Origin of the sequence: Bradyrhizobium sp. I71, from assembly GCF_022354745.1 — a bacterium.
Classification (GTDB): Bacteria; Pseudomonadota; Alphaproteobacteria; order Rhizobiales; family Xanthobacteraceae; genus Bradyrhizobium; species Bradyrhizobium liaoningense.
Window position 1 is genome coordinate 6,655,507 of record NZ_CP059398.1, and the last position, 23,737, is coordinate 6,679,243.

General features: G+C 64.6%; 26 protein-coding genes. 15 read left to right on the top strand and 11 right to left on the bottom strand.

All coding sequences use genetic code 11. The features are described 5' to 3' along the window. Position 1: 1 nt before the first annotated feature. From FJV43_RS31555 to FJV43_RS31570, 4 genes are read right to left on the bottom strand one after another with little or no spacing between them, the layout of a single operon-like run. A complete protein-coding gene (locus FJV43_RS31555) occupies positions 2–1,585 on the bottom strand; it encodes a CoA-transferase (protein ID WP_239622913.1) in 1,584 nt (527 codons plus the stop codon). 16 nt (positions 1,586–1,601) lie between these two features. Continuing rightward, a complete protein-coding gene (locus FJV43_RS31560; protein WP_239622914.1) occupies positions 1,602–2,744 on the bottom strand; it encodes an acyl-CoA dehydrogenase family protein in 1,143 nt (380 codons plus the stop codon). A 13-nt stretch (positions 2,745–2,757) separates the two neighbouring features. Then, a complete protein-coding gene (locus tag FJV43_RS31565; RefSeq protein ID WP_239622915.1) occupies positions 2,758–3,126 on the bottom strand; it encodes a hypothetical protein in 369 nt (122 codons plus the stop codon). A gap of 3 nt (positions 3,127–3,129) precedes the next feature. Beyond that, entirely contained in the window at positions 3,130–4,215 is a 1,086-nt protein-coding gene (locus tag FJV43_RS31570; protein ID WP_239622916.1) for a LacI family DNA-binding transcriptional regulator, read from the bottom strand. A 184-nt stretch (positions 4,216–4,399) separates the two neighbouring features. Between FJV43_RS31570 and dapA the strand changes: the two genes are divergently transcribed. Beyond that, the gene (dapA, locus tag FJV43_RS31575; RefSeq protein ID WP_239629698.1) at positions 4,400–5,311 is read left to right on the top strand and encodes a 4-hydroxy-tetrahydrodipicolinate synthase; all 912 of its coding nucleotides are present in this window, start codon (positions 4,400–4,402) and stop codon (positions 5,309–5,311) included. A 5-nt stretch (positions 5,312–5,316) separates the two neighbouring features. On the opposite strand, the gene FJV43_RS31580 is transcribed toward dapA, so the two are convergent. Further along, the gene (locus tag FJV43_RS31580) at positions 5,317–6,219 is read right to left on the bottom strand and encodes a LysR family transcriptional regulator (protein WP_239622917.1); all 903 of its coding nucleotides are present in this window, start codon (positions 6,217–6,219) and stop codon (positions 5,317–5,319) included. A gap of 193 nt (positions 6,220–6,412) precedes the next feature. Between FJV43_RS31580 and FJV43_RS31585 the strand changes: the two genes are divergently transcribed. The 10 genes from FJV43_RS31585 to FJV43_RS31630 all read left to right on the top strand — a co-directional run bounded on the left by FJV43_RS31585 (position 6,413) and on the right by FJV43_RS31630 (position 14,324). Next, complete coding sequence (locus FJV43_RS31585) at positions 6,413–7,603, top strand: CoA transferase (RefSeq protein ID WP_239622918.1); 1,191 nt, start codon at positions 6,413–6,415, stop codon at positions 7,601–7,603. Then, complete coding sequence (locus FJV43_RS31590) at positions 7,600–8,763, top strand: acyl-CoA dehydrogenase family protein (RefSeq protein ID WP_239622919.1); 1,164 nt, start codon at positions 7,600–7,602, stop codon at positions 8,761–8,763. The genes FJV43_RS31585 and FJV43_RS31590 overlap by 4 nt, the downstream gene beginning before the upstream one ends. Before the next feature lie 10 nt (positions 8,764–8,773). After that, a complete protein-coding gene (locus FJV43_RS31595) occupies positions 8,774–9,181 on the top strand; it encodes a MaoC/PaaZ C-terminal domain-containing protein (RefSeq protein ID WP_239622920.1) in 408 nt (135 codons plus the stop codon). A gap of 3 nt (positions 9,182–9,184) precedes the next feature. After that, positions 9,185–9,616, top strand: a complete 432-nt coding sequence (locus FJV43_RS31600) for a MaoC/PaaZ C-terminal domain-containing protein (RefSeq protein ID WP_239622921.1) — start codon at positions 9,185–9,187, stop codon at positions 9,614–9,616. Continuing rightward, entirely contained in the window at positions 9,613–10,563 is a 951-nt protein-coding gene (locus FJV43_RS31605) for a dihydrodipicolinate synthase family protein (protein ID WP_239622922.1), read from the top strand. The genes FJV43_RS31600 and FJV43_RS31605 overlap by 4 nt, the downstream gene beginning before the upstream one ends. Positions 10,564–10,579: 16 nt before the next feature. Continuing rightward, complete coding sequence (locus FJV43_RS31610) at positions 10,580–10,882, top strand: DUF4286 family protein (RefSeq protein WP_239622923.1); 303 nt, start codon at positions 10,580–10,582, stop codon at positions 10,880–10,882. A 121-nt stretch (positions 10,883–11,003) separates the two neighbouring features. Continuing rightward, positions 11,004–11,840 carry an ABC transporter substrate-binding protein gene (locus FJV43_RS31615; RefSeq protein WP_239622924.1) on the top strand — a complete coding sequence of 279 codons (837 nt, stop codon included), beginning with the start codon at positions 11,004–11,006 and terminating at the stop codon, positions 11,838–11,840. 19 nt (positions 11,841–11,859) lie between these two features. Continuing rightward, entirely contained in the window at positions 11,860–12,591 is a 732-nt protein-coding gene (locus FJV43_RS31620) for an amino acid ABC transporter permease (RefSeq protein WP_239622925.1), read from the top strand. After that, positions 12,588–13,379 carry an amino acid ABC transporter ATP-binding protein gene (locus FJV43_RS31625; protein ID WP_275973691.1) on the top strand — a complete coding sequence of 264 codons (792 nt, stop codon included), beginning with the start codon at positions 12,588–12,590 and terminating at the stop codon, positions 13,377–13,379. Before FJV43_RS31620 ends, FJV43_RS31625 begins: the two co-directional genes overlap by 4 nt. 18 nt (positions 13,380–13,397) lie before the next feature. Next, entirely contained in the window at positions 13,398–14,324 is a 927-nt protein-coding gene (locus FJV43_RS31630; RefSeq protein WP_239622926.1) for a dihydrodipicolinate synthase family protein, read from the top strand. Here the strand turns inward: FJV43_RS31630 and FJV43_RS31635 are convergent. Genes FJV43_RS31635 through FJV43_RS31660 form a run of 6 tightly spaced genes read right to left on the bottom strand, consistent with a single transcriptional unit; the run spans position 14,321 to position 19,900 of the window. Next, a complete protein-coding gene (locus tag FJV43_RS31635) occupies positions 14,321–15,625 on the bottom strand; it encodes an LLM class flavin-dependent oxidoreductase (protein ID WP_239622927.1) in 1,305 nt (434 codons plus the stop codon). The genes FJV43_RS31630 and FJV43_RS31635 overlap by 4 nt on opposite strands. A gap of 16 nt (positions 15,626–15,641) precedes the next feature. Next, positions 15,642–16,400 carry an ABC transporter permease gene (locus FJV43_RS31640; protein WP_239622928.1) on the bottom strand — a complete coding sequence of 253 codons (759 nt, stop codon included), beginning with the start codon at positions 16,398–16,400 and terminating at the stop codon, positions 15,642–15,644. Beyond that, a complete protein-coding gene (locus FJV43_RS31645) occupies positions 16,397–17,152 on the bottom strand; it encodes an ABC transporter permease (RefSeq protein WP_239622929.1) in 756 nt (251 codons plus the stop codon). The genes FJV43_RS31640 and FJV43_RS31645 overlap by 4 nt, the downstream gene beginning before the upstream one ends. 56 nt (positions 17,153–17,208) lie before the next feature. After that, on the bottom strand, positions 17,209–18,225 hold the full coding sequence (locus tag FJV43_RS31650) for an ABC transporter substrate-binding protein (RefSeq protein WP_239622930.1): 1,017 nt from the start codon (positions 18,223–18,225) through the stop codon (positions 17,209–17,211). Positions 18,226–18,248: 23 nt separating this feature from the next. Further along, complete coding sequence (locus tag FJV43_RS31655; RefSeq protein ID WP_239622931.1) at positions 18,249–19,040, bottom strand: class II aldolase/adducin family protein; 792 nt, start codon at positions 19,038–19,040, stop codon at positions 18,249–18,251. Then, positions 19,037–19,900 carry an ABC transporter ATP-binding protein gene (locus FJV43_RS31660; protein ID WP_239622932.1) on the bottom strand — a complete coding sequence of 288 codons (864 nt, stop codon included), beginning with the start codon at positions 19,898–19,900 and terminating at the stop codon, positions 19,037–19,039. The genes FJV43_RS31655 and FJV43_RS31660 overlap by 4 nt, the downstream gene beginning before the upstream one ends. 227 nt (positions 19,901–20,127) lie before the next feature. Here FJV43_RS31660 and FJV43_RS31665 point away from each other — a divergent pair, with 227 nt between their 5' ends. The 4 genes from FJV43_RS31665 (at position 20,128) to FJV43_RS31680 (ending at position 23,734) form a co-directional block, all read left to right on the top strand. Further along, the gene (locus FJV43_RS31665) at positions 20,128–20,841 is read left to right on the top strand and encodes a GntR family transcriptional regulator (RefSeq protein ID WP_239622933.1); all 714 of its coding nucleotides are present in this window, start codon (positions 20,128–20,130) and stop codon (positions 20,839–20,841) included. A 67-nt stretch (positions 20,842–20,908) separates the two neighbouring features. After that, positions 20,909–21,688 carry an SDR family oxidoreductase gene (locus FJV43_RS31670; protein ID WP_239622934.1) on the top strand — a complete coding sequence of 260 codons (780 nt, stop codon included), beginning with the start codon at positions 20,909–20,911 and terminating at the stop codon, positions 21,686–21,688. A 7-nt stretch (positions 21,689–21,695) separates the two neighbouring features. Next, entirely contained in the window at positions 21,696–22,841 is a 1,146-nt protein-coding gene (locus FJV43_RS31675) for a pyridoxal phosphate-dependent aminotransferase (protein WP_239622935.1), read from the top strand. An 11-nt stretch (positions 22,842–22,852) separates the two neighbouring features. Further along, positions 22,853–23,734 (top strand): alpha/beta hydrolase, encoded by an 882-nt coding sequence (locus FJV43_RS31680; RefSeq protein ID WP_239622936.1) that lies wholly within the window; start codon positions 22,853–22,855, stop codon positions 23,732–23,734. The last annotated feature ends 3 nt before the right edge of the window (positions 23,735–23,737 follow it).

Sequence of the window (23,737 nt, forward strand, 5' to 3'; positions counted from 1 at the left end):
CTCAGGCGACTTTGCGCGGCCGTGCTGGCAGCGCCTTGAAACTCTGCGCGATCCCCATCGGCCCGGAGCGGAAGATACGCGGGTCCATGTCTTTCAGGTGCGGGCTGATGCGCGGCCGGAAACCAATATGGGCAAGGATGTCTTGCTCGAGCCGAACGCCCGGCGCGATCTCGGTCAGCGTCACGCTGCCGTTCTCGAGCTCGAACACGGCGCGCTCGGTGATGTAGCTCACGTGCTGGCCGCGCTGGGCAGCGAGGCTTGCACTGAAGCTGATTTGGGCGACTTGCGGAACGAATTTGCGAAAGGCGCCATCACGCCGGATTGCGAGGCGTCCGTTCTCGACGCCGATGTCGAACTTGCCGCCCGTCATGGTGCCGCTGAAGATCAGCCGCCGCGCATTCTGGGTGATGTCGATGAAGCCGCCCGAACCGTCGCGGCGCTCGCCGAAGCGCGTGACGTTGACATTGCCCGTCTCGTCCACCTCGGCGAAGGAGAGGAAGGCGCAGGAGAGGCCGCCTCCGTCATAGAAATCGAACTGATAGGCCTGGTCGAGAATGACGCGCGGATTGATGGCGGTGCCGAATTCGCGGGCGTGCCCGGGCACGCCGCCGATGACGCCGGACTCCACCGTCAGCGTGATCAGGTCGGAAATGCCTTCCTCGGCCGCGACATTGGGGATCATCGCGGAGATGCCGACGCCGAGATTGACGACGTCGCGCGGGCGCAGTTCGAAGGCGGCGCGGCGGGCGATCACACGACGTTCGGTGAGCGGATCAGGCGTGATCATCGCCACCGGCACGCGGCTCTCGCCGCAGCGCGCCGGATCATAGGCGGTGCCATAGGTCTGCATCTGCTCGGGCTCGAGCACGACGTGGTTGATCAGGAAGCCCGGAATCTTCACCATCTGCGGATGGATCGAGCCGCGCTTCACGATGCGCTTGACCTGGCAGATCACGGTGCCGCCGGCATTGTGCACGGCCTGCGCGATCGACAGATCCTCGCGCGTCGTTCCCTCGTGCTCCATGCTGATATAGCCGTCCTCATCGGCCGAGGTGCCGCGGATGATGGCGACGTCGGGGGGAGCGGGGACGCGATAGAGCAGCCAGGACTGACCGTGTAATTCGAGCAGGTCGACCAGCGGCGCGGTGGTGCGCTTGTTCATGCGCCCGCCATCCTGGCGCGGGTCCATGTAGGTGTTGAGGCCGACATGGGTAAGCACGCCCGGATGCTTCGCGGCCATGGCACGGCAGAGCTGGCTCATTACGCCTTGCGGGAAGTTGTAGGCGTCGATCAGCTCGTCGCGTACGAGGCGCATGAACGGCACCTGGAGCCCGAAGTTGCCGCCGATAACGCGCGCGATCAGGCCTTCATGGGCGAGATGGCAGAGGCCCTTCTCGGTCACGGCGCCCACGCCGGTGATGTTGATCAGCGTCAGATTGTGCGGGCCCTGGCCACTGATGAAACGTCGCTCCAGCGCATCGAGGATGGCTTCGGCAGCGCCGGTGCCGCCATTGCCGCCGACGATCAGCGTGTCCGCGTCGCGGATCAAACCGGCTGCCTCTGCCGCGGTGATGATGCTCAGCATGACGGCGCTTCCCGCATCACGCGGCCTCCTTCTCGACTTGGCGGGCGATGATCAGCCGCTGGATCTGGTTGGTGCCCTCGTAGATCTGGGCGAGGCGGACGTCGCGGAAGATTCGCTCGATCCGATACTCGCGCGAATAGCCGTTGCCGCCGTGGATCTGCAGCGCGTTGGAGACGTGCTTCATCGCCATGTCGGTGGTGAACAGCTTTGCCTGCGCCGCCTCCTTGGCGATCGGCTCGCCGGCATCGTGCAGGCGCGCGGCATGGTGGATCAGCAGGCGCGCGGCGGCGATGTCGGTCGACATGTCCGCGAGCATGAACTGCACCGCCTGGAAGCCGATGATGGCTTGACCGAACTGCTTGCGGTCCCTGGCATAGGTGGTCGCGTCCTCGAACGCGGCCTGCGCCATGCCGAGCGCCATCGACGCCATCATCAGCCGGCTGAAGTTGAAATTGCTCATCGCCATCTTGAAGGCCTGGTTCTCCGGCCCCATCACGCTGTCAGCTGGCAGGCGCACGTCGGAGAAGGTGATCTGGCAGTCGTCGAGGCCGTGCATGCCGAGCAATTCCTCGTTCTTGCCGCGGGCGATGCCGGGCAGGGCGCCGTCGACGAGGAGGCACGAGATGGCGCGATGGCCCGCATCCGCGCCGGTGCGCGCGAACACCATGATGCGGTCGGCGACGCCGCCGAGCGTCACCCAGGCCTTGGTGCCGTTGAGCCGCCAGCCATTGCCCTCGCGTACCGCGTTGGTGCGGATGCTAGCTACATCGGAGCCGTGATCGGGCTCGGAGACCGCCGTCGCGGGAATGATGTCGCCGCTCAGAATCTGCGGGATCAGCGCCTTGTGCGCCTCGGTGCCGTGATGGTCGAAGAACAGCACGGCCTCGACCGGGATCGCGAAGGCATTGGCGACCGCGCCGGAGCAGCGCGCGAGCTCCTCCATCGCGATGCAGGCTGCGACCGCATCGAGACCGGCGCCGCCGGCGCCTTCGCGCAGGCAGATGCCGAACAGGCCGAGATCAGCCATGCCCTTGTAGAGCGTTCGATCGAAGCGGTCCTCGCGATCGATCGCGGCGGCGCGCGGCAGGATCTCGGCTTCCGCGAAGCGGCGGGCGGTCTCGCGCAGGGCTTTCTGGTCTTGGCTGTAGAAGCGGTCCATGGGCGTGCTCCCGTCAGTCGCTGGCGAGCTTGGAATCGTGGGAGACCTCGCTGCGGTCGCGATCGCAGAAATAGACCGCGACGTCGTCGCCCGGCACGCCATAGGCGCTGCAAACGGCGCGCGTCAGCGCGATCGCGGCAGCGCGCCGCTCGGCCTCGCTGCGGCGGAAGGCGTGCACCTTGAGCAGGATGCGCTGGCCGGTGACCTGAGCGCCGAACCTGCCGGCATGGGCGTAGTCATCCGGCGCAATGTTCAGAAAATAGAGTGTGACCGTATCGGCGGTGACACCGAAAGCCGACATCAGGCCGTCGGTCACGGACTGCGCCAGTGCGGCCTTGCGCTGGGCTGGAGCTTGCGGGGCGAGCACTTCGACATAGGGCATCGATCAGACTTTCGCGGATTTGGCCGCAGACGATTTGGGTGAGGACGATTTGGATTTTGCGGATTTCGCAGGGGCCGGGGTGTCGATCTGGCGGCAGGAGTCGCGCTGGATCAGCCGGGCGCCGACGCGATATTCGCGGACGCCGTCATTGCTGCTTCCCTTGGCATCCATGCGATGCAGCAGCCGGTCGACGGCGAGATTGGCGAGATCCCGGGCGCCGTTGTCGACGATGCTGATGGCCGGGCGATGCCATTCGAACCATGGCATGTCTTCGTAGCAGAGCAGCGAGAGATCATCGGGAATGGCGATGTTCCGCTCCGCGGTGACGCGCAACACGCCGAGCGTCGCTTCGTGATTGGCGACGAAGATCGCGCTCGGCGGGCGGGATAGATCGAGCAGCTTGCGGCAGCAGGTCGCGCCGGTCTCGGGCACGTAGTGGCCGGCATGAATCAATGTGTCGTCCCTGGCGATGCCGGCCTCACGCAGCGCGCGGACATAACCGGACAGCCGTTCGCGGCCTGACGTCGTGTCCTGGCGGCCGACGATCAGTCCGATGCGCTTGTGCCCGAGCTCGATCAGGTGACGTGTGCCCAGATAAGCGCCTTGCGGGTCGTCCGCAAGCACGGTTTCGAGATCGGTCGCGTCATCGCGCCGCACCAGGCAGACGATCGGTATGTCCTTCGCCAGCGCCTTAAGCTGCGGGCCGTTCTTGCCGGTCGGCACCACGATCAGCCCGTCGATGCGGTGGTCGACCAGCGTGGTGAGGGTGTCGCTCTCCTGCTGCGGATCGTCGCCGCCGATGCACAGAAGCATCTGATAGCCCAGCGCCTTCAGGCGCGCCTGCACCACTTCGGCCATTACCTGGAACGAGGCGTTGGTGAGATTGTGGACGAGCAGCGCGACGAGCCGGGACTGTCCGGTCTTGAGGCCGCGTGCGATCGGGTTCGGCCGATAGCCAAGCTCGCGCGCGATGCGCGCCAGGCGCTGCTGCGTGCGCTCGCTGGTCAGGCCGGTTCCCGTCAGCGCTCGGGATGCAGTGCTGACTGAAACACGGGCCGCCTGCGCCACATCTTTGAGCGTGACGCTCATCAAACCTGCCGATAGAGTGCAAACGATTGCAGAAACGTTATGAGCATACTCCACGCGGATCAAGCTCAAAAAATGGATGGTGTTGCCCAATGCAGAGCCGTTTATGCAAACGATTGCATAAAGCGTGCGGATATTCCGCAGAGGGCTCCCATCGCCTGAATCCACCCGAGCACCCGGCAGTACCCTGATGAAGACGTTCCGCGGCACCTATACCGTCATGATCACCCCGTTCACGGCAGCGGGCGAGGTCGATGTCGCGGCATTGCGCGCCTTCGTCGACTGGCAGATCGCGCAGGGCATTTACGGGCTGATCCCGCTCGGGTCGACCGGCGAGTTCCTCTCCATGGACGATGACGAGAAGGCGCTGGTTGCCGAGGTCGTCATTCGCCAGGCCGCGGGCCGCGTCCCCGTGCTGATCGGCACCGGTGCGGAGGATACGCGCGAAGTGGTGCGCCTCAGTCGCCGTGCTGAAAAACTGGGCGCCGACGGCGTGATGATCATCCCGCCATACTATTCGACGCCGACCGACGACGAACTCGTTCATCACTACAAAACGGTGGCCGATGCGATCGCGCTGCCGATCATGGTCTACAACAATCCCGCGACCGCCAATGTCGATCTCAAGCCGTCACTTGTGGCGCGCATCGCCGAGATCGACAACTGCCTCTATATCAAGGAGTCGACGCTGGAGGTGACGCGCGTGCGCGACATCATCCGCCTCTGCGGCGACAGGATGACGGTGTTCGGCGGCATCCTCGGCTTCGAATCCTTCGTCGAGGGCGCGCAGGGCTGGGTGGCCGTGGCCTCCAACGTGGTTCCGGCGGAGATGGCCCGCATCTTCAGCCTCGTCGCCGACCACGGCGCGATCAAGGACGCGCGCGAGCTCTATCTCAAATACCTGCCGGTGATCGAGTTCGTCGGCGGCCAGGCCTACGTCGCCGGCAGCAAGGCGCTGCTCGGTCATATGGGCTTTGCAGCCGGCCATCCGCGCCCGCCGCGACTGCCACTTCCCGCAGCACAGGATGCTGCCGCGCTGGCGTTGGTCGGGCGCCTCGGTCTGACCTGGCCGGATGCACCAAAGCGGGCGAGCGCATGAAGGCCTCACTGCCGCGCCACTGCAATCCGGGCCGCGATCTCCTCGCGCGCGTGCCTGATCAGGGATTGCGTCAGCCGTTGCTGCATGCGGCCGGCCGGCACGACGGCAGATATGGTGACCTCGGTCTTCGGTTTGAACGGTATGCTACTGAGGCGGCTATAGCGCGTCGAGGACGCCGTCAGCTCGTCCATGATGGTCACCCCGAGCCCTTCTTCGACGAAATGTCCGGCGACATTCATGAAGCGCACCTCAATGGCGGGCGCGAAGTTGACGGCGCTGCGGCGAAACGCCTCCTGGATCAGGCTGCTGATGCGGCTCGAGGTGCGGGCGTTGATCAGAGGCATATCGCGCAGATCGGTCGGACTGACGAAGCTCAATTGCGCCAGCGGACTGTCGGCCGGGCAGGCGCAGACCATGTCGAGCTGGGCCAGCGGCAAATAGTCCAGCGTCGGACGCGGATGCGGCTCCATGGCGAAGCCGATGTCGACGATGCCGGTCTCGACATATTCCAGGAGGTCGTCGAGCCGCTGCGTCTCCAGCGAGATCTCGACCCCGCCGTGATCGCTGCTGAAACGCGCGACCACCTGCGGCAGGAGCGATTCCGACAGTTCGGAGGTGGCGACGATCCGCATCCGCCCCTTGCGGCCGGCGCGCAGATGCGCGGCCGTCTGGCTGATCAGATCCTGCATCAGGAACAGCGGCTCGGCCTCCGCGAGCAGGATCTGCGCCTCCTGCGTCGGGACCATGCGCTTGTTGACGCGGTCGAACAGCAGGAAGCCGAGCGTGGTCTCCGCATGCTTGATGGCGTTGCTGACGGCGGGCTGCGACATGCCGAGATCCTTCGCCGCCGCGACCGTGGATCGCGTGCGCATCACGGCGCGCAGGATTTCAAGCTGTCTAAGATTCATCTCGCATGGTCCGGTCATGAGTGAGCGATGACAGTGTGCATCATAGATTTCGGTTATCAACCTCGCTCGGAAAATAATTGATGGCGATGTTGTCGGTCGTTCAGGTGTCAGCTTACGCTTCATGCGAAGACATCGCGCGATGGACGAAGCATTCTCAAATGCGAAAGCCTGAGCGCCAGCATGGTGTAAACGCATGAACCTGCTCGACGGCGTCAAGATCCTCAGTTTCAATCACTATCTCGCGGGTCCACTTGCCGCGCAGACGCTCGCCGATCTCGGCGCCGACGTCATCGCGATCGAGCCGATCGAGGGTGCGTTTCAGCGCAACTGGGCGGTCGCCAACCATTTTGTCGCAGGCGACAGCGTCAATCATCTGGCTACGGGGCGCAACAAGCGCAGCCTCGCCGTCGATCTCAAGCATCCCGACGGCGTCGCCGCGGTGAAGAGGCTGGTCGCGACCGCCGATGTCGTAATGGAGAATTTCCGGCCGGGCACCATGGTCAAGCTCGGTCTCGGCTACGACACGCTGAAGGCAATCAACCCCGCCCTGATCTATGCGGCGGCGACCGGGTTCGGATCGGAGGGGCCGTACAAGGATCGCCCCGGCCAGGATCTGCTGCTCCAGGCGATGTCCGGCCTTGCGATGCGGACCGGGCGGGCGGACGGCGAGCCGACGGCGGTTGGCGCTGTCATCGTCGATCAGCACGCCGCCTCACTCTATGCCATGAGCATTCTGGCGGCATTGTTCGCACGAACGAAGAGCGGCAAGGGGCAGCTCGTCGAGGTCAATCTCTATCAGGCCGCGCTGGATCTCCAGGTCGAGCCGCTGACGGCGTGGTTGAATGGCGCGCCATCGCCGACCTCGCGCGGTCCGGCCGGTATCGCGGCGTGGTTCAGCCCCGGGCCTTACGGCGTCCACGCCACGGCGGACGGTCATATGGCGATCTCCATGGCGACGCCGAGCGCGCTCGCGGTCGCGCTTGAGAGCGAAGAGCTGCAGCAATTCGCCGACACCGACAGCTTCTCGAAGCGCGAGGAGATCACGCGGATCGTTGCTATCAGGCTGAAGCAGAAGTCGACGTCCGACTGGCTGCCTTCGCTTGAAGCCGCGCGGGTCTGGCATGCGCCGGTGCAGGACTATCGCGATCTCGAGTCCGATCCTCAGCTTAGGCATCTCGGCGTGTTCAAGAGCGCCGAAAGTGCAGGCGGCGCGCCAATCCGGATGGTCGCCCATCCCGCGCGCTATGACGGGCAGACGCCGGAGGTACGGCTGGTGCCGCAGCGGCTGGGTGCGCAGACGTGCGAGGTGCTCGGCGAGATCGGCTATGGCGCTGCCGACATTGACGCGATGATCGCCGGCAAGGCCGTGGGAGTGGCGCGATGATCGATTTTTCTCTCCCCGAGGAGACGCGCCTGCTGGTCGATACCGTCCGCCGTTTCGTCGAGACGGAGGTGCAACCGCTCGAAGACGTCGTCGAGCAGACGGCTAAGGTGCCGGCCGACGCGCTGGCGGTCACCAAGGCCAAGGCGCAAAAGCTCGGCCTTTACGCCATGAACATGCCGGCGGATGTCGGCGGCGGCGGGTTAACTTGCGTCGAGCATTGCCTTGTCGAGGAGGAGTTCGGCAAGACCTCGGATGCGCTGATCCGCCGCGTGTTCGGCCAGGTCTATCCGATGCTGATGGCCTGCAAGGGCGACCAGGTCGAGCGTTACCTGCTGCCGACCGTGAAGGGGGACAAGATCTGCGCCATGGCGATCACCGAGCCCGGCGCCGGCTCCGACGCCGCGTCGATCAGCACGACCGCGCATCTCGACGGCGACGAATGGGTGCTCAACGGCACCAAACACTTCATCAGCGACGGCGACATCGCCGACTACATCATCCTGATGGCGCTGACCGACAAGGACAAGCGCGCCCGCGGCGGCATTACCCTGTTCCTGGTCGACCGAGCTACGGCCGGCTTCAAGGTCGCGCGCACCCAGCCGATGATGGGCCATCGCGGCTATGGCCACGCTGAGTTGAGCTTCGAGGACTGCCGCATCCCGAAGACGGCCGTGCTCGGCGAGGTCGGTGGCGGCTTCAAGCTGATCATGCAGAGCGTGCTTCAGATCCGGCTTGCCCATATCGGCGCGCGCGCCGTCGGCATGGCGCAGCGCGCGCTGGAGATGATGCGCAGGCACGCCGGCGAGCGGCGCCAGTTCGGCCAGCTGATCGGCGATTTCCAGATGGTGCAGAAGCTGATCGCCGATTCCGCCACCGAGATCTTCGGCGTGAAGATGATGGTGATGAACGCCGCCTGGGACATCGACCAGAGCAAGGATGCGCGCGACAAGGTCTCGATGATCAAGGTCGCGGCGTCCGAGATGCAGGGCCGCGTGGTCGACCGTGCCATCCAGGTGTTCGGCGGCATGGGCTTCAGCAAAGACCTGCCGCTGGAGCGGATGTATCGCGACGCCCGCGTCACCCGCATCTATGACGGCACCTCCGAAATCCACCGCATGCTGGTCGCGCGCAGCACCATCAAGAACGGCTTGCAGCTCTAGGAAACGATCGATGTCCCACACACCTCTCAACCCCGGCGCCGCCTTCGCTTTCCGCAAGACCATGACTGTGGCCGAGCAGGCGATGTTCACTGGCATCAGCGGCAATCTCGGCGGCCTCTATGTCGATGCCGTGCGCGCCAAGAAGGCCGGCGCGTCGAACATGGTCGCCTTCGAGCTTGCCGTTGGCGGTCTCGCCACCACCTGCCTGAGCCAGCTCGGTGGTCCCACGCGGCGGATCGGTAGCATTGCGCTGAATTTTGCGGCGCCCGTGATCGTTGGCGAGTCCGTCGAGGCCAGGGCCGAGATCGTTTCGGTCACAGGTGACGACGCAGTCTGCCGGGTCACCTGCACGCTGTCGCCCTCAGGCGCCACCGTGGTGGACGGCACCGCGACGCTGGTTCCCTTCGCGAAGGCCTGAGCCATGTACGAGCCGAAATCCTTCGACGATCTCAAGGTCAATGACAGGGTCAGCCTGAGCAAGACCATCACCGAGGCTGATGGCGCGCTCTACATCGCCGCCACCGGCGATTTCGGCCCGGTCCATGTCGACGAGATCTATGCCGGCGCGACCCGCTTCGGCCGTAGGCTGGCGCCGGGGATCATGGTCGCCGGCCTCTGCACGAGCATCCTCACCTCTGAGCTCGTCGGCACGATCGGCGTCTCCGTGGAGGACCGGTTCTGGTTCACGGGTCCGGTTTTCTACGGCGACACGCTCACCTTCGATGTCTGGATCGCCGAGCAGCACGATGAGACCCGCACCATCATCTGGGAGGCGAGCGCGCGCAACGAGGGCGGCCTCGAAGTGCTGAAGGCACGCGCAAGCCTGAAATTTCCACGGCGGAAACCGTCATGAGCAAGCCGATGAAGAAACTTGATCTGCGTGGCGTCACGGTGGCTACCGTGCTGCCCTTCAAGGACGACATCTCGATCGACTGGGACGGCTATGCCCGCGTGCTGGACTATTGCGCCTGCCCTGATGGCATCGCGGCGGTGTTCGTCAATGGTCACGCGGGCGAGGGCGGATCGCTTTCGGATGACGAGCGTCAGGCCGTGATCGAGCGGACGCGCCGGCAGATCGGCGCCAAGCCGCTGCTTTCAGGCATCATCGCGCATTCGACGGCGGAAGCGATCCACCAGGCCCAGCTCGCGGAAGCGGCCGGCGCCGATTGCGCCGTGTTGTTCCCGCCTGCGCCGCTAGGCGGCGGCGCCTCGACGACCTCACGCGCGCCGCTGGCTTTCGTGCAGGCGGTCAGCTCCGCGATCGGAATTCCCGTGTCGATCTTCCAGTACCCGCTTGCGTCCGGGTTTGGCTATTCGTCGGAGACTCTCGCGAAAATCGCCGCGCTCGACAGCGTCATCGCCATCAAGGAGGGCAGCGACACCATGCTGGCCTATGACGAGAACCGGCGAGCGGTGAACCAGGCCGATCGCTCTGTCGCGATCCTGCCGTCGAACTTCAACTGGTTCTTGCCGCAGCTCGCCGTCGGCGGTGACGGCATTCTCTCCGGCCTTGTCAGCCTCGCGCCGCATCTGTTCGCAGCGCTCTGGCAGGCCTCGCTCGCCGACGACCTCAAGACGATGCGCGCCGTCAACGAGCGACTCTATCCGATCGTCCGCGCCATCTACGGGCCTGCCCCGATCATGGACATGCACACCCGCATGAAGGTCGGGCTGAAGGCGCTCGGCCTGATCCGCAACGCCGATCCGCGGCCGCCGCTGCTGCCGGTTCTTCCAGCGCTGTGCGATGCCATTGCAACCATCGTCGGCGCGGCGCGCGCGGCCGGCGACATCCGCACTTAGCATGAGGGGCGAGCCGATGCCGGACGACGCCTTCATCCACATCGTGCGGGTCGACATCGATCCCGAGCACGAGGCGGCGTTCAACGCCTGGTACGAGCAGAAGCATTTTCCTGATCTGCTCGCTTGTCCCGGCTGGCTCTCGGCAAAGCGCTTCGTCACCGTCGGCGACGGGCCGAAATACGCCGCCATGTACGAGGTCGCGGGCAGCTGGGCGTTCGAGACGCCGGAGTTCCTGAAGGTGAAGGGCTTTGGTCCGTTCGAATCCCTGGTGAAGAATTTCATGCGCATTCAGCTCAGGCCGATGTCGGGATCGGCTTGAGCAGATCGAAGCCGGTGCTGCCTGCCGTGTCGCGAGATCCGGCCGGCCGCATCCAAGAAATGTCGAGGGGAATCCCGGGCGAGGAACTGCATCGGTCATTGGCGTCTTACTGGAGGTATCCATGGTCTCGACACTGTTTCGCTTGAGTGCGGCCGCCGCACTCGTTCTTGCATCCACGGCGGTGCATGCCGCCTGTACGCCCGTAATCACCGATGACAAACTGATTGCGCCCGGCAAATTGCAGCTCTCCATCAACCCGACCAATCCGCCGCAGCAATTCGTCGACAAGGACGGCCAGTTGCAGGGCCTCAACGTCGAGCTCGCCGCCGAGCTCGGCAAACGGTTGTGTCTTCCGGTCGAACTCGTTCGGATGGATTTTCCAGCGATGATTCCTGCTTTGGGCGCAGCGCGCATCGATGGCGTGAATACCGGCATGTTCTGGACCGAGGAGCGCTCCAAGCTGATGTACATGGTGCCTTACGCTATTCAGGCCATTTCGGTCGTGGTGGCTCCCGACAGCGGCACAAAAATTGCTACCGAAAACGATCTGATCGGAAAATCATCCGCCGTCGAGGTCAGCAGCTACCAGATGAACTGGCTCAAGAAGCTCAGCGATGCCAGCGTAGCGAAAGGCGGAGCGGCCGTCGAGATGCGGACGTTCCCGACTGCGACCAACGTCATCAGCGCCCTGCTTGCGGGCCAGGTCGACAATGCGCTGCTGGTCGACAGCGTGGCACGCGATCTGGTCGGCCGTGGTCGTGTGAAGGAAGTCCTGAGCGGGCTCGGCACGGCCAGGACCACGCTTGGTTTCCGCAACAAGACGGTCGCCGATACCGTCGTCAAGGCGCTCAACGCGATGCGCGCCGACGGCAGCTACCAGGCCCTGTTCGACAAGTTCGGCCTGACCAGTATGCCGGCCGATCAGCCGCTTGCGATCGCCGGCCCCGGTCCGGCCTGATACCCACGGAGAAGAGCCGATGAGCCATTTCAGTCCGACGGCCGCCGTCAGCTACTTTTTCAATTACTTCCTGATGAAGGGAGTCCTCGTCACCATCGGCTTGACGGTGGCGGCGGTCGTCGGCGGATTGATCCTCGGCTTGGGCATCGCGTTGCTGCGCATGTCGTCCAATCCGGTGCTCGCGGGAGCGGCGCGCTTTTACATCTGGTTCTTTCGCGGCACGCCGCTTCTGATCCAGCTGGTGGTGATCTACAGCGGCTTGCCGCAGCTGGGCATCAAGTTCAGCGTGATCATCTGCGCGCTCGTCGGCCTGATCCTCAACGAGGCGGCCTATCTCGCCGAGATCGTACGCAGCGGCTTCATGGCGGTGTCGGCGGGGCAGCGTGAGGCCGCCTGGGCGCTCAGCCTGTCGCCCTGGGTGACGTTCCGCCGCGTGACCCTGCCGCAGGCGTTTCGGCTGATGATCCCGCCGCTTGGCAATTCCATCAACTCGCTCTTGAAAGCGACCTCGCTCGCCTCCGTGATCTCGGTCGAGGAGCTCATGCGCCGCAGCGACATGCTGATGCAGGAGCATTTCCAGATCCTCGAGGTCTATGCGGCGGCAACGGCCTATTACCTGATCCTCACATCGGTCTGGGATGCGGTCCAGCGCCGCCTGGAAAAACATTTCGGTCGATCGAGCGTTGCGAAATCCAGGAAGGTCGCGACGAGGGCGCCGGTCGCACAGGCGAGCGTGGAGGCCCGGGCATGAGCGAGGCGTCGATGACGACGACGGAAGGTGCAACAGTGCAACCGCAGCTCCGCCAGGTGCCCGCGGTCCGGATGGAGGCGGTCTACAAGCACTATGGCGACTTCACCGCGTTGAACGAGGTCGATCTCAAGGTCGCCAAGGGCGAGAAGATCGTGGTCTGCGGTCCCTCCGGCTCGGGCAAGTCAACGCTCATTCGCTGTATCAACCATATCGAGAAGCATGATGAAGGGCTGATCTACGTCAACGGCGTCGAGCTCGATCATCAGCGCAAGAACATCGACGCGGTCAGGCGCGACACCGGCATGGTGTTCCAGAGTTTCAATCTGTTCCCGCACATGACGGTGCTGGAGAACTGCACTCTGGCACCGATGACCGCGAATGGCATGAGTGAGGCCGAGGCCAAGGATCTCGCCATGCATTTTCTCACAAAAGTGCGGATTCCGGACCAGGCGGAGAAATTTCCCGGGCAGCTCTCGGGTGGCCAGCAGCAGCGCGTTGCGATCGCGCGGGCGCTGTGCATGCGCCCCAAGATCATGCTGTTCGACGAGCCGACTTCGGCGCTTGACCCGGAAATGGTCAAGGAGGTGCTGGAGACCATGAAGAAGCTCGCCGAAGAGGGCATGACCATGCTGTGTGTGACCCACGAGATGGGCTTTGCCCGCGAGGTCGCCGACCGCATCGTGTTCATGAACGAGGGCAAGGTGGTCGAGCAGGCCGCGCCGGAGGAATTCTTCAAGCATCCGAAGTCGGAGCGGGCGCGAACGTTCCTCGACCAGATCATTCGCTAGCTGGCGATGTCGGCCACGATGCGGACATTCAGCGATCGCCTGCGCGGCATTCACGCCGCCACCATCCTGCCGATGACACCCGATTTCGAGGTCGACGAGGCGCAACTCGCAGCCCATGTCATCTCGGTTTCGTCCACGCCAGGCATCAATGGGCTCCTCGTCAACGGCCACGCCGGCGAGAATTTCATGCTGTCGCTGTCGGAGAAGCGGCGCGTGGTGGAGCTGACGCGTCAGCACGCGAAGGAATGCCTGATCGTCTCCGGGGTCAATCATGAATCCAGCCTGGAGGCCGCGCGCGAGGCGGCCGCGCTGGAACAGGCCGGTGCGGACGGGCTGCTGGTGTTTCCTCCCAACAGCTGGGCGCTCGGCCATGCCGATGATTGCGTGATCGAACATCACCGCCACATCCGCGATGCCACGACGGTACCCTTGATGCTCTACGCTGCGCCCGTCGGCGCGGGCGCGATGGCCTACGCGCCGCCGCTGCTGACGCGGCTTGCCGCCGATCCTCGCTTCGTTGCGGTGAAGGAGGGCAGCTGGGAGGTCGCAACCTACGAACAGAATCTCAGGCTGATCCGGAAACTGCGACCGGAGTTCGTCGTGCTCGGCTCGGGCGATGAGCACCTGATGACGAGCTATATCGTGGGCTCGGCCGGCAGCCAGGTCAGTCTCGCCTGCGTCGTGCCGGAGCTTGTGGTCGGTCTCTGGACTGCCGCCGAGGCCGGCGATTGGGAGCGGGCGCGCGCCGCGCATGAGAAGCTGTATCCTCTGGCGGTCGCGATCTATCGTGAGGCGCCCGGAGGGCGGGCGACCGTGCGGCTCAAGGCGTGCCTGAAATTGCTCGGACGCCTGTCATGCGATGCGGCGCGGCCGCCGCAGCCGCCAGCGACACGCGGCGAGTTGCAGGCACTCGAGCAGGCACTGCGAACTGCCGGCGTGCTCTAAGCCGCGAAGAACGGATTGGCCGGCCGCGCGAGGCCGAGATGATCGCGCAATGTCGTTCCCCCGTAGTCCGCACGGAACAGCCCGCGCTCCTGCAGGATCGGCACGACGAGCTGGACGAAATCTTCGAACCCTTCGTGGAAATAGGGCGGCATGACGTTGAAGCCGTCGGCGGCATGCTCTTCGAACCAGAGCTGGAGCGTGTCCGCGATGCGCTCGGCCGAGCCGCACAGCACCCAATGGCCGCGGGCGGCGGCGGTGAGATTGTAGAGATCACGCAGCGTCATGTTCTCGCGACGGCCCTTGGCAAGCATGACGCTGGCGAAGCTGTGATAGTTGTCCGACGGTGCGATGTCGGGGATCGGCCCGTCGAGATCGTAGGCCGACATGTCGCGGCCGAAACGGTCGGACAGGATCGCGAGCGCATTGCTGCCGCTGACGAAGCTCTGGAGCACGTTGAGCTTCTCGAACGCCTCCTTGTCGGTGCGGCCGACCACGGGCATCACTCCCGGGAGCACGGTGACGTCCTCGGCCTTGCGGCCGAACGCAGGCAGCCGCATCTTCAGCGAGGTGTAACCGGCCTTGGCTTCGTCGATATCCTGCACCACCGAAAACACGATGTCCGCGGTGCGCGCGGCAAGTGCCTGTCCGGCCTTGGAGCCGCCGGCCTGGAGCACGACCGGGTGGCCCTGCGGGCTGCGGCCGATGTTGAGCGGGCCCTTGACCTTGAAGAATGCGCTCTCGTGGTCGATTGCGCGCAGTTTCGAGGGATCGATGTAGAGACCGGTTGTGCGGTCGGCGACGATCGCATCATCCGCCCAGCCGTCCCAGAGCCCCTTGACGACGTCAAGGAACTCGCCCGCCATCTCATAGCGCCGGGCATGGTCGGGATGGGTCGTGCCGAAATTCGCCGCGGTTGCCGGATTGGCCGTTGTCACCGCGTTCCATGCGGCGCGACCGTTCGAGATGTGATCGAGCGAAGCAAACACGCGCGCGACCGAGAAGGGATCGCTGTAGGTGGTGGAGACGGTGGCGCCGAGCCCGATATGACTGGTCGAGGTCGCGAGCGCGGCGAGCATCGTCAATGGCTCGAGCCGCAGCGTGTAGGAGGGATGGGCGGCAGCGTCGGCATAGAGGTTGTCGCCCATGAAGATCAGGTCGAACTTGCCGCGCTCGGCGGAGCGGCCGATCTCCCGGATCGCGGCAAAGTCCTGAAAGCTGTCAACCGCACCGGGATAGCGCCAACCCGCGACATGGCTGCCGGTGCCGAGGATGAACAGGCCGAGATGCATCTGTCGTTTCATGGTGTGTTTCCAGGCGTCACGTCCAGAACAGGATCTTGCGTTCGAGGAAACCGATCAGGCCGAAGAAGGCGAGGCTCGCCGCGGATGCGACGAAGATCGCCGCCCAGACCTGGACGAAGTCGATCTGGAGCACGGCCTGATAGATCACCCAGCCGAGTCCGCCATGCGCGCCAAGCATTTCGGTGACGATCGCCACGATCACGCTGCGCACCGTGGAGACGCGCATGCCGGCGAGCAGCAGCGGCAGGGCGGTCGGCAGGCGCAGGCGCCACAGCACGCCGAAACGGCTTGCCCCGAAGCTGCGCATGAGGTCGACAGCGCGACGATCGACACGGTCGAGCCCGGCCAGCATCGACAGCAGGATGGCGAAGCTCACGGCCATGGCCACCATGACGATCTTGGAGCTGACCCCGATGCCGAACCAGAGCAGGATCAGCGGGGAATAGCCGACCACGGGCACCGAATTGATCGCGGTGGCGAGCGGCAGGATCGCGCTGCGCAATGCCGGGACCAATGCGATGGCGACGGCGAGGCCGATCCCGATCAGGCAGCCGAGCCCATAGCCGACCAGCGCTTCGAGCAGGGTGTAGCCGGCAGCGTCAATGAGCGTCGCGCGCTTGGACCAGAGGCCTGCGAGGATGTCGCTGACGGCGGGCAGGACATAGGCCGGCAGATGCAGTCCGCGCGCCGCGCCCTCCCAGCATGCGACCAGGAGGACGGCGCCCAGGATGCCGCGCTGGACGGCGAGCGAAGGTGAGGCGAGCGCGCGGCTCATTGCTCGGCGCTCCAGAACACCAGCCGTCGTTCGACCGCGGCGACGACTGCGTAGAAGCCCGTGCCGAGCAGGGCTGCGGCGAGCAGGGCGCCCCAGATCGCGACGACATTCTCGGTAAACATGGCCTGGAGCAGCAGCACGCCGAGCCCGGTGGTGTCGCCGAACCATTCGCCGACGATGGCACCGACGAGGCTCAGCGATGCGGCGAGCCGCAGCGCGACGAAGATCTGCGGCAGCGCGGTCGGCAGCTGCAGGCGCAGTAGCAGCTGGCGATTGGAGGCGCCGAAGCTGCGCATCAGGGCGACCTGCTTGGGATCGACGGTCTCGAGACCGAGCAGCGTATTAACGGTCACCGGGAAGAAGGTCAGGTAGAATGCGATGATCGCCTTGGCGAGCAGCGTGTTGCCGAACCACAGCACCACCAGCGCGCCGAAGGCGATGACCGGAATGGTCTGCGACACCACGAAGATCGGAAAGATCATCTCACGCAGCGCGCGGACGCGGAAGAACAGGATGCCCATGAGCACGCCGAAGGCGCCGCCGCAAGCAAAGCCGATCAGCGTCTCGGCAAGGGTCCGCAGGAAGCCGTCGATATAGGCGCGAGGCGTCGCCGCCATCGCCATCAGGATTGTGCTGAGGCGTGGCAGATAATACGGCCGGATACCGAACAGCAGCACCGCGCCTTCCCAGATCACTGCCGCGATGGCGAGGCCGAGCAGGAGCCGGATCAGCTTGCGCAGGAAATCCGGCATTGCGATCCGCCGTGCGGTCGCGCGGCTGCTACTAATCGATGACGCGGCAGGGCTGCTCACGGCAGGCGGTCTGCCGCCGGAACGCTCTGGATGAAGCTTGCGTCATAGGCGGCGGCAAGATCGAGCGGCTTGGAGATCACGCCATACTTCAGGAAGAAGTCGTGGGCGGTCTTGACCGCGTCGGCGTCAATCCAGAACATGCCGTTCTTGGCGGCCGCGCCTGCGGTCATCAGGCGCTTAACCTCGGTGAGCATGAACTCCTGCTGCGTCCGATCGAGCGTCGGGGCTGCAGCCATCACGGTGTCGACGGCGCCCTTGGGATCGGAGAAGGCGTCCTTCCAGCCCTTCAGCGAAGCGCGCAGGAACGCCTTGACCAGCTCCGGCTTCTCCTTGGCGGTCGCCTCGGCCACGATCAGCGTGTCGCGGGGGAAGGTGATACCGTAGTCCTCGGCGACGAAGGTCTTCAGGCTGTCCTTCGGCATGCGCGACTGGATGGTGTAGAACTCGTTGTAGTAGGTCGCCGTGATGACGTCGACGTTGCCATCGACGAACGGCGTCACCGAAACCTGCTGCGGCTGGATCTTCAGCTCGTCCGGCTTGATGCCTTCCTTGGCCAGCATGCCGTTGAGCACATGGTTGGCGCCGGTGAACCAGGTGGTGACGGTCTTGCCCTTGAAATCCTGGATCGTCTTCACCGGCCCGTCCTTGCGGGTGACGAAGATGAAGGGCGTGATCTGGTGCGACACGCCGATGCAGACGATCGGCAGTCCCTTGTCGCGGGCAGCGAACACGCTGTCGGTGCCGCCGGACAGGCCGAATGTGTCGGCGCCGGTCGCGACCAGGTTTTCGGTCAGCAGGTTGGGCCCGCCGGGATTGATGGTGAGGTCGATGCCCTCGGCCTTGTAGTAGCCCTTGGCCGCCGCGACGTAGAAGCCGGCGAATTGCGCCTGCGGCAGCCATTTCAGCCGCAGGCTTGCCTTCTGCAACTCTGCGGCGGGCGCAGCCGTGACAAGCGAGCCGGTCGCCAGTGCGATGGCGGAGAGGACGAAGAGGGCGTGGCGACGGCTCAACATGGTCATACTCCAGACGGTGAAAATCAATTGCGATAGGATGGATCGGTGCGGTCAAGCTGGCGCATCAGCGCCGGCCATTCGCGTTCGCCGGGCACGAGGATGTCGCCCTGCAATTCCCAGAACTGGCGGGCGGCCTTCTCGCAAACCTCGTGCGGCGGCATCACCAGCTTGGCGCCGGCTGCTGCGGCGGCCTGCATCTGGAGCTGAATCCGCGCGGCCCGCTCGAAATAATAAAGCAGCATGAAGGCCTCGCCCGGCGTGCGGCCGACGGTCAGGATGCCGTGGTTGCGCATCAGCATCACCTTGTGCGGACCGAGATCGCGAACCAGGCGGATCTGCTCGTCGAGGTCGATGGCGACGCCTTCGTAGTCGTGGAAGGCCTGGCGGTCGTAGAAGCGCATCGCGAACTGGCTGAGCGGCAACAGGCCTTTCTCCTGTCCTGAAACCGCGACGCTCGCGTCGGAATGGGTGTGCAGCACGCAGGCCGCGTCGTGGTTCGAGGTGTGGATCGCGGCGTGGATGACGAAAGCGGCGACGTTGACGGCCTGCGGCGTGTCGTCGAGCTTGTTTCCCTTGGTGTCGATCTTCACCAGGCTCGACGCCGTGATCTCGTCGAACAACAGGCCATAGGGATTGATCAGGAACTGATCGTCATGGCCGGGCACACGCATGGAGATGTGATTGTAGATCAAATCGTCCATGCCGAGCTTGGCGACCAGACGATAGCAGGCCGCGAGCTTTATCCGGGCATCCCATTCGGCCGGATCGATCCCGCGCGGTGCGGCTTGCGGTTCTTTCGCTGGCATCGCGTTCACTGCGACTTCTCCTGCGCGATGGAGGATTGAAACGACTTCATGCTTTCCTCCTCGATCGCATCGAGCAGCGTGCGCTTCAGGCGCACGAATTCGGGGGAGGTGACGATCTCGGGCCGGCGCGGGCGCGGAAGATCGACAGCCTGTTCGAGCTTCACTGAGCCAGGACGCGCCGTCATGACCAGCACGCGGTCGCCGAGGAAGATCGCCTCGTCGACGTCGTGGGTGATGAAAAGAATGGTGCGGCGGTATTTCTGCCAGACATCGAGCAGCCAGCGCTGCATCATCGCCCGCGTCAGCGCATCGAGCGCGCCGAACGGCTCGTCGAGCAGCATCAGGTCACGCTCGAACAGGAAGGTGCGCATCAGGGCGACGCGCTGGCGCATGCCGCCGGACAGTTGATTGGGGTACTGCTTCTCGAAGCCGGCCAGCCCGAACTCGGGCAGCATCTTCAGCGCCTTGGCGCGCGCCTGGTCGCGCGGCATGCCCTCGACTTCGAGCGCGAGAATGGCGTTGTCCACCACGTTGCGCCAGGGAAACAGCAGGTCGCGCTGCGGCATGAAGGAGACGCGGCCGAGCAGATCGGCGGCATGGCAACTCTTGCCCTCGAAGCGCAGAATGCCGCCGGCATCGGGCTCCTCGAGACCGGCGACGATATTGAAAAGGGTGCTCTTGCCGCAGCCACTCGGTCCGACGACGGTGACGAACTCGCCGGGGACAACGCTTGCCTGAAGTCCCGAGAGTGCCGCGACGGAGTCGAAGGTCTTGTTGATTGCGCGCAGCTCGAGCAGCGGCTCAGGCTTCGGGTGAGCCGGCGGGGCTTCAATGATCGGTCCGGGATCGGGGAGGCGGGCGGCCTGCACCAGCATGTCCTTGTATAATGGCGGCGGTCATTCGCATACGAAATCGGACCGCGTCGAAATCTCTTAGCAACTCGTGTGCCAGTGCCATTTCCGAGCAAATCAGGCATAAGACTTGCGAGATCGACGGTGAAAAGGTCGGAGAGACGTGGGTCTCCGACCGAAAGTAGGTCGTTTCGTTAGGGTGAGAATGCTATTATGTATACGTTTTTTGGCGTCGGAGAAACATAATGGCGGATATTGGTGCACATACCGGCGGCAGGCGCGTGAAAAATGGGCACGAAACCCTCGCCGCAAGCCCCGGTACGACGCTCGCCGAGAGCTTGCGCCAGAAGCTCGAAGGGGCGATCGCGGCAGGCCACCTCGAACCGGGCAGCCGGCTCGACGAGCAGGAGATCGCCCAGCGTTTTGGCGTCTCGCGCACGCCGGTGCGGGAGGCGTTCCGCCTGATGGCTGCGAATAATCTGGTCGAGCTGCGCGGCCGGCAGGGGGCGACTGTCCGCTGCATCAAGGCGCAGGCGCTGATCGAGATGTTTCAGGTCATGGCGGAGCTCGAAGGGCTCTGCGCGCGGCTTGCCGCAAGGCGCGTGTCCCAGGCCTGGGGTTCTGAAATTGGCAAGATACATCAGAGGCTTGTCGCCGCAGGCGAGACCGGCGACATCGACGTCTTCTACGACATCAACCAGGAATTCCACGAAGCGATCTACGAGGCTTCGCGCAATACCTTCCTCGCGGATCAAACCCGCAAGCTGCGCAATCAAGTCGCGGCCTATCGCCGCCGGGTGACGCGGATGCCGAACCGGATCGCCGATACCGTCCGCGAGCACGAGGCGATCATGCAGGCGATCCTGGCCCACGATCCCGAGCGGGCGCACAGCGCGATGCGCGACCACGTCAACCTGCTCGGCGACAACCTCCTGGACTTTCTGGCCGCCTTCGAGTGACCTTCCGGTCTCTTGGTATGCAAATTGCTAGACTTTGTATATCTAGCTTGCATCCTGGAGACCCGGAGTGGACCTGAAGCTGACGAACAAGACCGCCCTCATCACCGGCGCGTCGAAAGGGATTGGATTGGCGGTGGCCGAGCTTTTCGCCGCGGAGGGGTGTCATTTGCATCTCGCCGCCCGCAACGGCGAGGCAATGCTCAAGGCCAAGAAGCAGCTCGAAGCCCGCCATGGCGTGAAGATCACGATCCATGCACTCGACCTGTCGAGCACATCCGCGATGGAGAAGCTCGCTGCCGAGGTCGGCGATATCGACATCCTCATCAACAATGCCGGCGACATCCCGGCCGGCTCGCTTGAAATCCTCGACGATGCCGCCTGGCGGCGCGGCTTCGATCTCAAGGTGTTCGGCTACATCACGCTGTCGCGTCTCTATTACCCGCGCATGAAGGGCAAGGACGGCGTTATCATCAACATCATCGGCAATTCCGGTGAGAACTGGGACGCGAGCTATATCGCAGGCTCGACCGGCAATGCGGCGCTGATGTCCTTCACCAAGGCGCTCGGCGGCCGCAGCCTCGATCACGGCGTCCGCGTCGTCGCCATCAATCCGGGGCCGGTTGCCACCGACCGCATGCTCAAGATCATGAAGCGCAAGGCGATCGACATGCTCGGCGACGAAGGCCGCTGGGAGGAGCTGTTCGACAAATATCCGGGCAAACGGCCTGCGACCTCGGAAGAGGTCGCCGATCTCGTCGCCTTCCTGTCCTCGCCGCGGTCCGGCTATATCACCGGCACCGTTGTGACGATCGACGGCGGCATTGCCGCGCGCGGCTCGGTGATCTGAGGCATAGATGTCGAAGCCTCAATCCGCCGCGCTGGTCCGCAACCGTTATTTCGACGAGCTCTCGGCGACGCCGGGGCTCTATTGGCTCGGCCAGAATACCAACCACATCGAGAGCCATCCCGCTGTGCGCGAGGCGATGCTGCGCTCGATCGAGGCGGGCGAGTTCAATGCCTATGCGCCGCCGCTCGGCTTCGAGGCGCTGCGCGCGGCGATCGTCGCCGATCTTGGCGCGCCCGGCGCAGAAGCGCTGGTGACCGAGGGCGGAGTCAACGCGCTGGCGATGATCTGCCGCGCGCGCTGCAAGCCCGGCACCACGCTGGTCACGACCGACCCGACCTGGAAATGGCCGTGCCTGTTCGCGCGCCAGCAAGGCGCCGAGGTGATCGAGATTCCGATCTACGATCCCGCCTGCAACTACCGCCTGACGCCCGAGGCCTTGAAGGCGAATGTCGATGAGCGCACCGCGATCATCTACCTCGTCGATCCCAACAATCCGCTCGGCATCCGCTACACCCGCGAGGAGATCGAGAGCTTTGCAGCGATCGCGCGCGATTGCGGCGCGCTGCTGGTGCACGACTGCACTTATCGCGATTTTGCCGACGGCCATACTCCGGCACTGCATGTTGCCCCGAAAGGCTCGGTGGTCTCGACCAGCTTTTCGAAATGGCTAGGGCTCGCGGGCCTCCGCATCGGAGCCCTCGTCGCCGCGTCCGACCTGTTCGAGGAACTGGCGCACACCTCCACCAGCGTGCTCGGCGCCAGCGTCATCGCCCAACGCGCGGCGCAGGCGGGGTTGTCGGTCAAGGCCGAATGGATGAAGAAGGTCCGCAGCACCGACCGGGCCAACAAGGCGATGATCCAGGAGGCCGCCGCCGCGATCGACGGGCTCGGGCTGCCGATCATGCCCTCGCACGGTAACTTCCTCGTGCTCGAGACTATCGCGGCGGGCATCCGCCCGGAGGCGCTGGTCGAATGCTATCGCCGCCAGGGCATCATGATCCGGCAGGGCACCTATCACACCCAGCGCTTCGGCGACCGCTTCGTCAAGATCAGCACTTCGGTGCCGCAAACCTGGGTCGAGAAGTTCTGTACGCTGCTGCCGGAGATGGTCGCGCAGGCGCGCACGCTCAACGACCTGCCGCCGCAATTCTAGGGACGATGCCGATGACGACGATCACAGCAAAAGATGGCGTGAAGCTGCACGTGGAGGAAGCGGGCGAGGGAACGCCAATCCTCTTCATCCACGAGTTCGGCGGCAATCACCAAAGCTGGGAGCCGCAGCTGCGTTATTTCGGCCGGCGCCACCGCTGCATCAGCTACGCCGCACGCGGCTATCCGCCGTCAGACGTGCCCGACAGCGTGGAGGCCTATTCGCAGGTGATCGCCGCCGACGATGCGGTCGCCGTGCTCGATGCACTCAAGATCGAGAAGGCGCACATCGTCGGCCTCTCCATGGGCGGGTTCTGCACGGTGCATTTCGGCTTGCGTACGCCGGAGCGCGCGTTGTCTCTCACGGTGGCCGGCGCCGGCTATGGCTGCGAGAAGGAGTTCGCGGAATATTTTCGCGACGTTTCGCTCGAAGTCGCCGACAATTTCGAGAAGCAGGGCGCCAGGGAATTCTCGAGGATCTATGCACTCGGTGCGAGCCGGGTGCAGTTCCAGAACAAGGATCCGCGCGGCTGGCAGGAATTCGCCGATCGCCTCGCCACCCATTCCGATCGCGGCGCCGCCAACACCATGCGCGGCGTCCAGGCGCGGCGGCCGTCGTTCTATGATCTCGAGGACGGCTTGAAAGAGATGATGGTGCCGACGCTGGTTATCGTCGGCGACGAGGACGACCACTGTCTCCAGCCCGGCATCTTCCTGAAGAAGACCATTCCCGCCTGCGGCCTCTCGGTCTTCCCCAAGACCGGCCACACGCTCAATCTCGAAGAGCCGGCGGCGTTCAACGCATTGCTCGCCGAGTTCATCGCCCAGGTCGAGGCCGGACACTGGCTGCCGCGCGATCCCCGCGCGCTGCCGGGCCAGATCATGCGCACGAAGTAGTCG